This is a genomic window from Chryseobacterium sp. HR92 (assembly GCF_045689405.1).
In the GTDB taxonomy this organism is placed as follows: Bacteria; Bacteroidota; Bacteroidia; order Flavobacteriales; family Weeksellaceae; genus Chryseobacterium; species Chryseobacterium viscerum_A.
This window is the reverse complement of sequence record NZ_CP139139.1, coordinates 4089004-4101690: the sequence shown is the minus strand read 5'-3', so window position 1 is coordinate 4101690 and position 12687 is coordinate 4089004. Positions and strand designations below refer to the sequence as shown.

Annotated in this window: 12 protein-coding genes; 5 read left to right on the top strand and 7 right to left on the bottom strand. The window is 34.0% G+C overall.

All coding sequences use genetic code 11. From position 1 onward, the window contains the following. Positions 1-45: 45 nt before the first annotated feature. Positions 46-1251 (bottom strand): RsmB/NOP family class I SAM-dependent RNA methyltransferase, encoded by a 1206-nt coding sequence (locus SFA27_RS18455; RefSeq protein ID WP_264519063.1) that lies wholly within the window; start codon positions 1249-1251, stop codon positions 46-48. A 613-nt stretch (positions 1252-1864) separates the two neighbouring features. Here SFA27_RS18455 and SFA27_RS18450 point away from each other — a divergent pair. After that, complete coding sequence (locus tag SFA27_RS18450; RefSeq protein ID WP_047373671.1) at positions 1865-2209, top strand: zinc ribbon domain-containing protein YjdM; 345 nt, start codon at positions 1865-1867, stop codon at positions 2207-2209. A gap of 288 nt (positions 2210-2497) precedes the next feature. Here the strand turns inward: SFA27_RS18450 and SFA27_RS18445 are convergent, their stop codons facing one another. Further along, complete coding sequence (locus SFA27_RS18445) at positions 2498-3433, bottom strand: sulfate/molybdate ABC transporter ATP-binding protein (RefSeq protein ID WP_264519062.1); 936 nt, start codon at positions 3431-3433, stop codon at positions 2498-2500. A gap of 75 nt (positions 3434-3508) precedes the next feature. On the opposite strand from SFA27_RS18445, the gene SFA27_RS18440 reads away from it, so the two are divergent. Beyond that, positions 3509-4168, top strand: a complete 660-nt coding sequence (locus tag SFA27_RS18440; protein ID WP_407294141.1) for a YceI family protein — start codon at positions 3509-3511, stop codon at positions 4166-4168. A 126-nt stretch (positions 4169-4294) separates the two neighbouring features. Beyond that, positions 4295-5305, top strand: a complete 1011-nt coding sequence (gene pheS / locus SFA27_RS18435) for a phenylalanine--tRNA ligase subunit alpha (protein WP_047373674.1) — start codon at positions 4295-4297, stop codon at positions 5303-5305. Between the two features lie 440 nt (positions 5306-5745). Here pheS and SFA27_RS18430 read toward each other — a convergent pair whose 3' ends face one another. Continuing rightward, a complete protein-coding gene (locus SFA27_RS18430) occupies positions 5746-7266 on the bottom strand; it encodes a serine hydrolase (protein ID WP_407294139.1) in 1521 nt (506 codons plus the stop codon). Positions 7267-7464: 198 nt separating this feature from the next. Next, a complete protein-coding gene (locus SFA27_RS18425; protein ID WP_047373676.1) occupies positions 7465-8235 on the bottom strand; it encodes a DUF3108 domain-containing protein in 771 nt (256 codons plus the stop codon). Between the two features lie 153 nt (positions 8236-8388). Between SFA27_RS18425 and SFA27_RS18420 the strand changes: the two genes are divergently transcribed. Next, positions 8389-9444 (top strand): NAD(P)/FAD-dependent oxidoreductase, encoded by a 1056-nt coding sequence (locus SFA27_RS18420; RefSeq protein ID WP_407294137.1) that lies wholly within the window; start codon positions 8389-8391, stop codon positions 9442-9444. A gap of 12 nt (positions 9445-9456) precedes the next feature. Beyond that, the gene (locus tag SFA27_RS18415; RefSeq protein ID WP_047373678.1) at positions 9457-9786 is read left to right on the top strand and encodes a ferredoxin; all 330 of its coding nucleotides are present in this window, start codon (positions 9457-9459) and stop codon (positions 9784-9786) included. 860 nt (positions 9787-10646) lie between these two features. Here the strand turns inward: SFA27_RS18415 and SFA27_RS18410 are convergent. From SFA27_RS18410 to SFA27_RS18400, 3 genes are all read right to left on the bottom strand, one after another. After that, positions 10647-11228 (bottom strand): TIGR00730 family Rossman fold protein, encoded by a 582-nt coding sequence (locus tag SFA27_RS18410; protein WP_407294135.1) that lies wholly within the window; start codon positions 11226-11228, stop codon positions 10647-10649. 1 nt (position 11229) lies between these two features. After that, positions 11230-12195 (bottom strand): hypothetical protein, encoded by a 966-nt coding sequence (locus SFA27_RS18405; protein ID WP_047373680.1) that lies wholly within the window; start codon positions 12193-12195, stop codon positions 11230-11232. 69 nt (positions 12196-12264) lie between these two features. After that, a complete protein-coding gene (locus SFA27_RS18400; protein ID WP_264519058.1) occupies positions 12265-12684 on the bottom strand; it encodes a hypothetical protein in 420 nt (139 codons plus the stop codon). Positions 12685-12687 lie beyond the last annotated feature (3 nt).

The following is a 12687-nucleotide window of genomic DNA, read 5'->3' as shown; positions in this document are numbered from 1 at the left end:
ACTCCAGAAAATAGAGTAGTTTAATGTATTGTCGTTGGATTTAGATTAAGAAACTCTCTCAATCAAAGCCATGTAGAATCCGTCATAACCTTCGCTAGGCATTACTTTTTCATCTTTAATCATTCTGAACCCAGGATTGTTTTTGATGAACTCATCTACCTGAAGATTGTTTTCAGATGGAAGGATAGAACAGGTAGCGTATACCATTTTTCCTCCTTTTTTAAGCATTTTAGAATAGTCCTGAAGGATTTGCTGTTGTTCCTTTTTAATTCTGTCAATAAAGTCCTGATCAATTTTCCACTTACTGTCCGGGTTTCTTTTCAAAACTCCAAGACCTGAACATGGTGCATCAATCAGAAGTCTGTCAGCCTTTTCATGAAGACGTTTGATTACTTTATTGTCAGCAATCATACGGGTTTCAATATTATGAGCTCCGGCTCTTTTGGCGCGACGCTTCAATTCAGCAAGTTTCCACTCGAAAATATCCAGGGCAACAATCTGACCTTTGTTTTTCATTAACGCTGCTAAGTGAAGTGTTTTTCCTCCTGCACCTGCACACGCATCTACTACTCTTTGTCCTTCCTGTACATCAAGGAAATAACCGATCTTTTGAGAAGAAGCATCCTGAACTTCAAATAATCCTTCTTTAAAAGCTGTTGTAAGAAAAACGTTTTTCTTCTCTTCTAATTGAACAGCATCAGGATAATTTTTAATAGGGAAAGCTACAACACCCTCATCAGAAAGGTCAGAAATAAGTTCCCTTGTTGTTGTTCTTAAAGAATTTGCTCTTAAAACGGTGGGCGCCTGCTCATTCAAAGCAGTCATTTCTCTTTCCCATTTGGCTCCAAGTTCTTTTTCAAGTGTTTCAGCAAGCCATTCAGGGATAGAATGTTCTATTGCTTTTGTAGGAACTGTATTTTTTTTAAGCTTGGTAAGAATGTCGGCAATTTTGATTCCGTCAAATTCTTCAAATTTTTTATAATTGGTTTTACTCCAAAGTAAATATGCAATGATCAGTTTGTAGATATTGTTGGGTTTCACCCCTTCACCCATATAGTATTCAAGGCGTTTTTTCCAACGGATGATATTGTAAAAAATTTCAGAAACAACGGCTCTGTCCTGGCTTCCCCATTTTCTGTTTGCTTTCAAAAGTCTTTCAATAACTTTATCTGCATATTTGTTTTTCTCAAAAAATGTCTCCTGTAAGGCATCGTGAATTCCGATTGCCAAGTTTCTGTGAATAAGTTCCATAAGTTTGCTTCGCTGTTTGAATCTGCAAAAATACGACTTTTAATTGAGAGTTGAGGATTTGGGTGGGAGAGTTTGAGAATAGGAGAGGTGAAGGGGTTCGTGGATGGTGAATAGTGAATGGTGAATCCGCTTCGCTTGTGAATTTTCGGGTTCGGGTTTCCGGTTGAGAGGTTATGAGTAATTATATATTGTAGAGATCAGTTTTCTAATGGAAGTTTGCGCATCCACGATTCACTTTGCAAAGCAAAAATTGACTATTGACAATTTGAGATTCAGCAGTGAATGGTCAATCTGTTTATTAATTTTTTAAATGATAGAAATGAATTTTAATGCTGAATTTGTAGAGATTTTCCGAATATTTATATTTTTTATTTGTTGACAACAGCCTTTCCCTTTAAGACGAATAAATCTATGTTTTTGCTTAATGAAAAATATTTGCTGACAAAATATACACTGTTCATTATTATACTTTATTTTCTTTGCGGCAAGTTTATTTAATTTGTATTAATTCACAAGGTTGTGTAAAATCAATATATGCTTATCATCTACTATACTGATCTTTATCTCTTGACTTCAACCTCCAAAAAGCTCTACCTTTGCAAAAAATAAAAATATGAGTGATACAGTACTTTGCCCTAAATGCAGCTCGGAATTTACTTACCCAAGCGATAATATGATGGTATGTTCCCAGTGTTTCTACGAATGGGATCCTGCAGAAGCGGCTTCTGAAGCGGCCAATGAAGGAAAAATATTGGATTCAAACGGAAATGAACTTCAGGATGGAGATTCTGTAGTTGTAGTAAAAGATCTTCCCGTAAAAGGAGCACCAAAACCGGTGAAAGCTGGAACCAAAGTGAAGAATATCCGTCTTAGACCAGGAAGTGATCACAATATTGACTGCAAAATTGATGGTTTCGGGGCAATGGCTCTTAAATCAGAGTTTGTAAAGAAAGCGTAAGAAAATGCTGTTTTCTTATGCCCTGAAAATAAGAAAAGGAAAAAATTGGACAGTGTAATCTTTCTAAGACTTAATTGCTAGATTGCTAATGTCCGTCTGGAAGGCAGAAAGAGAAATAACCAAAAATTTCCTTAAGCTTTTAAGGTACAAATGTAAGAAAAAGTTTGAATAACAGATTCTTATGTTTGTATTTTTTTTGTAGATAAGTGTAAGTAAATGTAGGAGTTATGCAAAGCATAAAGAAGAGGAAAGTGTTTTATCTCTAATAATAGTCTTACATTTTTGCCTTTAAATAAATGAAATATTTATGGATCCGGATATTCTCTCATCCGTATAAATTACAAGTTCTTTTTCCTTTGTTCTTAGCTTATTCCAATAATAATTTCCTGCAAATCTGCTTTCAAGAACTTCGGCTTCGATACCGGTTTCTGTAATTTTGATTTCTTTAGGATAATAAGAGAATTTGGGAAGCTGGAAATCTTCGGCTTCGGTTTCACTGAAAATATTCACTTCTCCGAATAATTTCGCAACATAAGAGTTGTATGGGTGTCTGTAGGTTTCTTCCGGACTGTCATTCTGAATCAGTCTTCCGTCCTGAAGAATAACAATCTGATCCAGCCATGGCATAATATCCTGAAGTTCGTGAGTAGAGATGATTAAAGAAACTCCATGCTGCTTTACATATCTGAAAAGTCTTTCTCTAAGCTCAATTTTTCTCGGAAAATCCAGATTACTGAATGGTTCGTCTAAAATCAAGAGCTTTGGAAGCACAGACAATGCTCTGGCAATAGCCACTCTCTGTTGTTGTCCGCCACTTAAATATTTGGGAAGTACATGGGCAAATTCCTGAAGACCTACCACTTCCAGTAGTTCCGTTACGGTTTCTTTTTTTTGTTTTAAATTGATATTAGAAATAAATTTCCCTACATTTTCAGCAACCGTAGCGTAAGGCATAAGATCAAAATTCTGTGCTACGAATTTCATTTCCGGCTCTCCGGGAACAAGATTTCCTTTCGGTCCCAAAAGCTTTGTTCCGTTAAAAATAATTTCTCCGCCTTCCCAATCAAGAAGACCATAAATAAGGCTGAGAAGAGTGGATTTTCCGCATCCGCTTTCTCCCGCAAGAGCTATGATTCTGTTTTCTTCAAACCTTAGATTAAGGTTCTGAAACAGGGGATTTTCTTTGTTATGAGAGAAAAATAAATTGTTTATTTCTAATAGCATATTACAAATGTAAGGTTTTTATGAAAACATAATTTTTTTTATTATATTAGCGGAACTAATAAAAATAAATCAAAAATGAGAAAAAAACTGTTTTCGATAGCGATTCCTGCTTTATTCGTTGCTGCTGTAATGGTTTCTTGTAAAAAAGATAAACCGCTAACCAGTGAGAGTAATGAGGTGGCGACTACTAAAGAAGGTAGCCAGTTCACTTTGGATACGCTAAACAGTAAAGTTGAATGGAAGGGATACAAAGTATTTAAATCTGAAAATACGAGCCATTTTGGAACCATCAGGTTTGAAAGTGGAGATGTAACGGTGAAAGACGGAAAACTGGAAAGCGGAAAATTCGTTGCTGATATGAACTCATTAACTTCTGTGGATTTGAAAGACAGCCCGGAAGATTTAGGAAAATTAAATGGCCACCTGAAGAGCGGTGATTTCTTTGAAGTTGAAAAATTTCCAACAGCTTCTTATGAGATTACAAAAGTGACTCCGGCCACAGAAGGTGATTACAATACTCTTTTAGATGGTAATTTAACGATTAAAGGAATTACAAAAACCGTTCAGTTTAAAGCTAATGTTTCTGTGAAAGATGGAGTGGTAAGTGTAGCTACTGAACCGAAAGATATCAAGAGAGAAGAGTTTGGTGTAAAATTCCAGGCTCCTGCTGAAAACGGTGTGATTAAAGACGAGGTGACTCTTCAGATCAGCGTTAAAGCTTTAGAAAAGAAATAATTTTTTTATTTAAGTGAAATAAGTGATTGAAGTCTGCCTCCCGAAAAAGAGGCAGATTTTTTTTTGACGGACTTATTATTCAACTTAAAATCGTATTTTTGCAAAACATTTTGAAAGGGTAAAACAATGATAGAAAAGATAGAAGAATTACTGGTCGAAGTAAATGGCTTCAATGCTACCTCTAAGGAAGATATCGAAAACTTCCGAATCAAGTACAACGGTAAAAAAGGGGTTCTTAATGATTTTTTTGAAAAATTTAAAGAAGTCCCTAACGACCAAAAGAAAGAATTCGGACAGAAGATCAATACTTTGAAGCAGGCTGTTGCTGTGAAATTAGAAGATTTGAAAAACTCTTCTGAATCTTCTATTGTCGTAGAAAAAGAAGATCTTACAAGACCTGCATTTCCATTGGAATTGGGTTCAAGACACCCGATTAATCTGGTAAAAAACAGAATTATTGAAATCTTCAAATCTATTGGTTTTGCAGTAGCAGACGGACCAGAGATTGAAGATGACTGGCATAACTTTACGGCGCTTAATCTTCCGGAATATCACCCGGCAAGAGATATGCAGGATACATTCTTTATTGAGCAGAATCCTGATATTCTTTTGAGAACACACACTTCTTCCGTACAGACTCGTTTTATGGAAGAAAACCAGCCGCCAATCAGAATTCTATCTCCGGGAAGAGTTTTCAGAAATGAAGCAATCTCTTCACGTTCTCACTGTATCTTCCATCAGATTGAAGGATTGTATATTGATGAGAATGTAAGCTTTGCAGACTTAAAACAAACAATCCAGTTCTTTACTACTGAGCTTTTCGGAAAATCTAAGATCAGAATGAGACCTTCATTCTTCCCGTTCACAGAGCCAAGTGCTGAAATTGATGTGTATTGGGGATTAAACTCTGAAACAGACTACAGAATTACAAAAGGAACAGGATGGCTGGAAATTATGGGATGTGGAATGGTAGACCCTGCCGTACTGAAAAATGTGAATATTGATTCTGAGAAATATTCAGGATATGCATTCGGAATGGGAATTGAAAGAATTACAATGCTTCTTTACCAGATGAGTGACATCAGAATGTTCTTTGAAAATGATATCAGAACACTGGAACAGTTCAAAACACTATAAAAAATCAAACCTCCGGAGCTCCGGAGGTTTTTTGTTTTTAATTACTGACCTAAGAAACAAAACGTAATTAAAAACTGATCTTATTGAAAAATTTACACGTGTCTGTTTCTTATGTCTATACTTCGGATCAACTGTTGTCGAAATGAAGTATTGACATGCTGCAGCTCTTTTGTCTGCTTCTATTATTAAGACAATTCAAAACTGAAAATTATTACAGCTATATATCATTTTAATTTTTTTAGATGCTGAATTAGTCTATGATTTGGCATCCTCTATCGTAACACAATAACACCTTCTAAGAATGAAAGTGCTATAGTTAGGGTAACAGTATATAGTAAGAATATGAAATGGTGTAATGGATAGATAGTGTTTATTTTCTGGGAAATTTTGTTGAAATATTCCGAACCCTATTGAAATAAGCAATATTTCCCAATAGATTGTTACTTTATCAAGTCCTGAATTATCTTTTTTCCATTTTCATTACCAGGATTTAATTCCACCGATTTTTGATACATTATTAATGCCTTTTCTCTCTGATTATTCTTAAGAAGAGCTTCACCATAACTATCGAATGTATTATAGCTCTGTGGAAATAGTTCTGTATTTATACGAAAAGTCTCGAGGGCCTGAGGTATTTTTCCTGACCTGAGAAAATCATAACCAAGTTTATTGAACTGTTGCTCGGACAAAAAGTATTCTGTTGTATTTCTTTTTAATACATACAGTTCATTTTTGGCTGATATTGCTCCCTTTTCTAATAAAATACGCCCATAAATCCGGGCTAAATCTTTTCCCGGAAGGGCTAAGGGCTGCCCCGCAAGAATCATCAGTGCATCTACACTAAGATCTTCTGCGTTCTGTTGGGTATTGTCCAGTATAATAGCTAATCTTTGTGTATCTACCTGATAAACAAAACTGGTCAATAAACCTGTAAGTCCACCACCATGACCAACTATTTTACCTAAAATATTATCCTTTTCAACCTGCCATCCCATACCTCTAGGCAGAACTGTTCCATTGTTAAGCTGTATCGCTTCTTGCGCTGTCTTCAAAACAATAGGGCTAAGAATTTTTCCTGTTGTTAATAAAGTATTAAACCGAAATAGATCCTCTGCAGTTGTAATGATTTCTCCGAAACCTTTAAAATTAAACTTTTTCCAGTAGTCCTTATTTGATTGTATGGTCTCTGTATTTTCCTTTAACGGGGTATACATATGGCTTATATATAATTTCGCTATATTTTTCCGTTCTGCCGGCAGATAATTAAAAAAAGGTGTTGTAGGAATAAAAGTATTTTTCATTCCGGCAGGTATAAAAATATACTGCTTCATATAATCTTCATAGGTCTGACCAGTAACTTTTTCAATAAGCAGGGCTACAAATACTGAATTTGCATTGTTGTATTCATGTGCTGAACCCGGACTAAAAATCAAATTGATATTTTGTTCTGAATATTCTTTTAAAATGTCTTTATTACTAAATACAGTATCAGGGTGATCTTTAATTGCTTTTCCAAATACAATATCCCAGGAAGGTAATCCGGATGTATGTGAAAGAAGGTGAGCTAAAGTTATGTCCGGATAAGGAAATTCATGCAGATAAAATTTTACAGATTGGTTAAGTTCAAGAAGTCCTTTATCTACTAACTGAAGAGCAGCTGTTGCCGTTAACAATTTGGTTATAGATCCTATCGGGAAACGTGTATGTATAGTATTGGGCTGCCTGTTTTCAAAATCTGCGAAACCGAAAGCTTTTTGATATAGTATTTTATTTTTTTCAGCAACAAGAATAACACCGTTAAAGTCTCCTTGTTTAGCTTTTGCAGAAAAATAAGAATCTAATTTTGTGACCTGCGATTGAAAAAATGAGAATGGTATTGTTATGCATGCTATTATAAAAAAAACTTTGGTGAAGCGATATCCGAAGTCCAGTGTTTTGGTTACATTTTTACAGGTTGTCATGGTTGTAATATATGATGTTTAAATTACAATTTTCTCAGTAAATCACCAAGTTTTTTTAATGTAACTGGTTGATTATAATTAAATTACTTGAATTACATGTAAGTTCATAAAGAAAAAGGCTATCTTCTACATTTGATGATAAAAACAAACATAGGAGATAGCCTCTTTTTAGTTTTAGCTAAGAAAAGTCTATTATTGTTATTTGCTGAATTTTAAAGGATATTTTACATTTTTGTAATCATCAATGCTGGCTTTCAGTGATCCTACTGCAAGCTCAGCTTTCAACAGCATAGGAACGTGGTTGGCATCATTGGAAACCCACATGGTTACGCCTTCTTTTTCTTTGAATACTCTTCCGCTTTTTACAGACGGAATAATCTTTAAACAGTTGATGGTTCCGAATTTTGTCTTTAAATTTTCTGTTCCTGTTACTTTTAGCTGGAAAGGAAACATCTCATCATCAATCCATACATTCATATTGATGATTGTTCCCACCTTCAGTTCATCCGGGCTTTTACTTCTTAAATAATAAAAACAGGAAAGCATATCCTGAACTCCTTTTACTGATTTTAAAACCTTAGAACCATTGGCCGGAGTTTTTTTATCAGTTAATATTAAAGTGTTGTTATCGTGATTAAAAACCGTTTCAAAATGCTGGCGGTAGCTGCCCTCACGTACATTTCGTACATAGAAACTTGGTAATCCTGTTTGGGTATTGATGAAACTTTCATATAAATCTTCCACTTTGAAGAATGCTTTTACGGCACCCGTAGTCTGCCCTGTACCTTTTACATACAGGTGAGGAACTCCTTTATAATTGGTCTGTTTTGTAGTAAGGTTGGCTGTTCCTGCATTCAGGAAGCCATAATGGATCCTGAGAGTGATGGATTCGCCGTCCGCGATGTTATCAATCTGGGCTGAGCCTAAAAAGAATATAATTACTGCAAAAAGGACTAAAATTTTCTTCATAACAAGACATTTACAAAAACACTGCCAAATTTAAAAACTTAATTAATAGATATTTGACAAATCTCAGGTTTTTATTTAGAATCAATTAAATATGCTTCGCATTAAAATTAGTAAATTTGCAGTTACATGTATAATTAAATTATCTTAAATATTATGATAACCACAGATATATTGATCATAGGTGCGGGACCTACAGGACTTTTTGCAGTTTTTGAAGCTGGTTTGTTAAAAATGAAGTGCCATATCATTGATGCACTTCCACAGCCGGGAGGGCAGTTGGCGGAACTTTATCCTAAAAAACCTATCTTCGATATTCCTGGTTATCCTTCAGTGAATGCTGGAGAGTTGGTGGATAATTTGATGGAACAGATCAAGCAGTTTCAGCCTGGATTTACTTTGGGAGAAACAGCTGTTTTTTATACCAAAGTGGATGATGAATGGTTTGAAGTAATTACCAACAAAGGAACTGTTCACAGATGTAAAGCGATTGCCATTGCCGGTGGTTTGGGTACTTTTGAACCAAGAAAACCTACGATGGATAATATTGCAGATTATGAAGAAAAAGGGCTTGAGTACTTTGTGAAAGAGCCTGAGCATTTCAGAAATAAAAAAGTAGTGATTGCCGGAGGTGGTGATTCTGCTCTTGACTGGAGTGTTTTTCTGTCAAATGTTGCAAGCGAAGTTACATTGATTCACCGAAGAAATGAGTTCAGAGGAGCTTTGGATTCTGTAGAAAAAGTTCAGGATCTTAAGAATCAGGGAAAAATTAAACTAATCACTCCGGCTGAAGTTACAGCTATTAAAGGTGATGGAAAAGTAGAAGCAATTACGGTACAGGTTGACGGTGAGGAAGCTTACGATATTGAAACAGATTACTTTATTCCATTATTCGGACTGACTCCAAAACTAGGGGAGATCGGAAACTGGGGATTAAATATCGAGAAAAATGCAATCGTTGTAAATAATGCCTTAGATTATCAGACAAATATTGATGGTATCTACGCAATTGGAGATATCAACACTTATCCTGGAAAACTGAAATTAATTCTTTGTGGTTTCCACGAGGCTACTTTAATGTGTCAGAGTGTTTACAACAGATTAAATCCGGGTAAAAAATTCGTATTGAAATATACAACGGTAAGTGGTGTTGACGGATTCGACGGAAGCCGTAAAGAAGCAGAGAAGGCAGTTGTGAAAAAAATTGACTAATTTTGCAGAATTATGTCAGATGTTAATATTAAAATTACCGACAGAGAAGGGGTAACCCATGATGTCGTAGCTCCTACGGATATGTCCATGAACTTAATGGAAATTATCCGTTCCTATGAATTGGCAGAAGAAGGTACTATTGGGGTATGTGGAGGAATGGCGATGTGCGCTTCATGCCAGGTATATGTAATTAATGATCCTGGTCTGGAACCAATGGGAGATGAAGAAGATGCTATGCTGGGTGAAGCTTTCCACGTGAAAGACAACAGCAGATTAGGATGTCAGCTGCATATTGCCGATGCCATGGAAGGGCTTGAAGTAGAAATAGCTCCTTATCCTTAGAAAATATTTTTTAATCTTAATATAAAACCCCAAAAGATTTTCTTTAGGGGTTTTTGTTTAAATCATTATTCAAAGTAATTTTTAAAGAGATTTACAAACTTTGAAGGACGAAAATCCAACTTTATTGAAAGATCAAATGCTTTATCAAAAGCAATAAATGTCACGAAAGATTTTACTATTACTTCACTTTTTAATTGAAAAATAGGAACTATTTCATTTTGGAAATTTGCAAAAGTTGAATATGCTAAAATGAAAGCATAGAACATATTTATTAAAAATTTAATATTTTCCTTGTTAAAAATAAATTTAATTACTTTTTCAATGATATCATATTTAGAGTGTGGAAATGCAATTTTGAGAAGAATTTTATTTATCAAATATCTTATGGGATTGTTTAAGAGAACGGCTAATAGGGCTGTAAGTGTTAATCCTAAATATTTATAGTTATCGAAACTTATAGTATTATTCGAGTCACAGATATTAATAAAATATGTTATACCCTTTTGAATTATTATACAGATAGCTAAATAAAAAATTAAATGTATTAATATTGTTGTCGAAAGAAACAAAAAGCCGAGGAAAATTTTTATATAATTAAACGGAATCATTAGTATTCGAAATACACTATTCAGTAATTTATTTTTCTTGAAAAGCTCGCTTAAGAAAAAAGATAACCCAAGAAGAAATATATAACTAAGTATTATTGCGAAGAAAATATAAAGATTATTTTCATTTTTAAAAAAAGTAAGAATTGATAATACTACCGTAGCTCCTGCGATTATCCAAAGTAATGAGTTTAGTTCCTTTAAAAATGATTTCAATATATATAGCTTTTATAAATCTAATTTAATAATTTTAATTTAAAGTTCTTCCTTAGAAATCCACTTTCCAACCGTAGGAGCCTGATAATTTCTCATCTTTTCCAGCAGATCATCAATGGTATTGCTTATTAGAAGCATATCACTGTTTACCTGCTTTAAAAATCCTTTATCTACCATAGTCTGAACCAATTTGATCAGATCATCATAAAACCCGTCAATATTCAGAATCCCGATAGGCTTTTTGTGAAGGCCGAGCTGTGCCCATGTGATCATCTCGAAAAGTTCTTCCAATGTTCCATAACCTCCTGGGAGAACGATAACACCATCACACAGTTCGTTCATTTTGGTCTTTCTTTCATGCATGGTTTCCACAATGATGAGCTCTGTCAGATTTTTGTGGGCAATTTCTTTGGATTGTAAAAACTGCGGCAGGACCCCAATTACCTTACCATTTTCACTTAAAGTTCCATTAGCTACTGTTCCCATTAAGCCGGTTTCCGAGCCGCCATAAACAAGTTGTATATCTTGTTTTGCTAAGGTTTGCCCAAGCAGGAATGCCTGTTCTTCATAAATTTTATCTGTGCCGAAACTTGAACCACAGAATACGGTGATACTTTTCATATTATTTGCAAAAATCAATTAAATAATTTCTAACTTTAAAATCGGTTAAATCTCCAGCTTTTCTGAAACTGGAACATGCCTGGTCATTTTTTCCAACAGCAAGATATGATATTCCTAGTTTAATATATCCGTCACGAAATCTTGAAATGAAGCGGTTGTCTTTAATTTGTAATTTATCCAGCTTGCTGAGGTTTTCAATCGCTTTATCAAATTGGTTGTTATTATAGTATTCAAAACCATTTCCAATAATGTGGTATAAATCTTTCTCTGACTTGTCACTCAAATCCTGGAAAAATTTTAAAAAATGTTTTTCTTCGGTTACTAACATGTTTACTCCATATGGATTTTTAAAATATTTTTCTGCCCGCATTAATGCTTGTACAAATTGTGTATCATATTGAGGAGTGCGCTTGTCAAGTATTTTAATATTAGTAATCTTATTATCTTTTGTTAAAATATATTCAATTTTAAAATATAAGTCATCCATATCTTTTGAGTTTTCTTGCTTCATTAAGGGGACAATGAAGTCATCAAAAGTTTTTTCATGGTTAAATATTGGACGAATTACCTGGTTGGCAACCAATAAGCTATCACTGTTTCTAACTTCAATTTTGGGTTTAAATTCCGGATACTTTTTTATAAAATCTTCTTCTTTTAATAATAATGATATTTCATTTCCTTCTTGCAACACCAGATAATTGTCCTCAAACCAGTATTTGAACATACGATTTTCAAGATTTATCTTATCATTATAAAATTTTGCTTTGAACTTTTGATTATAAATAACCAATTCATCTTGATTAATTCTGTAAAAAAGCTTGAAGGAATATTTGGAATTATTTATTTCTAATTTTTTTCCGTCAGGTTGTACAATTTTATCTAAAATCCATTCACCTTTTAATTTCTGTGATTGAGAGAAAGTTTTAATACAGATTATCAGATAAAGTATAAATAATATTTTTTTCATCCTATTTAAAAATTAAAATATCCAAAATCATAAGACTTTGGATATTCAATATAGCAATTTTATGCTTAGTTATTCTATTTTGGTTATTTCCCAAGTGCCTTTTACTCCAAAAAAAAGATAAAGCAATCTGTTGATAAAACCACTTTCTTTCATTTTCCAATTTCCGGAGTAAGAATCTTGAAGGTTTGAAATGCCGGTATAAAAGATTGGTGTATGACTCTCATTTTCATTTTCCGTCTTTTTCCCATTCGTAGACACCATTGTTTTTATAGGCATTTGTTTAATAAACTCTATAGAGCTATTATTAATCTTTCCTTTGATGCTTCCTACACCTCTGGTTCCATAATTGTGATCGCTATCCTGTACTGTTCCGGTAAAATTTATACCATCAAACTCTGTTATTCTTAATAGAAATTCAACTTCCTTATCATAGAATTCAGAGCTTTTTTTAATGCTGTACTTATATTTTCCTTTCCAGGTTCCGATCATAGC

Excerpts from the sequence above, each read along its gene's own strand:
- SFA27_RS18430 (WP_407294139.1), bottom strand. The coding sequence starts at position 7,266 with ATGACAACCTGTAAAAATGTAACCAAAACACTGGACTTCGGATATCGC.
- SFA27_RS18425 (WP_047373676.1), bottom strand. The coding sequence starts at position 8,235 with ATGAAGAAAATTTTAGTCCTTTTTGCAGTAATTATATTCTTTTTAGGC.
- SFA27_RS18440 (WP_407294141.1), top strand. The coding sequence starts at position 3,509 with ATGAGAAAAAAACTGTTTTCGATAGCGATTCCTGCTTTATTCGTTGCT.
- SFA27_RS18445 (WP_264519062.1), bottom strand. The coding sequence starts at position 3,433 with ATGCTATTAGAAATAAACAATTTATTTTTCTCTCATAACAAAGAAAAT.
- SFA27_RS18400 (WP_264519058.1), bottom strand. The coding sequence starts at position 12,684 with ATGATCGGAACCTGGAAAGGAAAATATAAGTACAGCATTAAAAAAAGC.
- pheS (WP_047373674.1), top strand. The coding sequence starts at position 4,295 with ATGATAGAAAAGATAGAAGAATTACTGGTCGAAGTAAATGGCTTCAAT.
- SFA27_RS18410 (WP_407294135.1), bottom strand. The coding sequence starts at position 11,228 with ATGAAAAGTATCACCGTATTCTGTGGTTCAAGTTTCGGCACAGATAAA.
- SFA27_RS18405 (WP_047373680.1), bottom strand. The coding sequence starts at position 12,195 with ATGAAAAAAATATTATTTATACTTTATCTGATAATCTGTATTAAAACT.
- SFA27_RS18450 (WP_047373671.1), top strand. The coding sequence starts at position 1,865 with ATGAGTGATACAGTACTTTGCCCTAAATGCAGCTCGGAATTTACTTAC.
- SFA27_RS18420 (WP_407294137.1), top strand. The coding sequence starts at position 8,389 with ATGATAACCACAGATATATTGATCATAGGTGCGGGACCTACAGGACTT.
- SFA27_RS18415 (WP_047373678.1), top strand. The coding sequence starts at position 9,457 with ATGTCAGATGTTAATATTAAAATTACCGACAGAGAAGGGGTAACCCAT.
- SFA27_RS18455 (WP_264519063.1), bottom strand. The coding sequence starts at position 1,251 with ATGGAACTTATTCACAGAAACTTGGCAATCGGAATTCACGATGCCTTA.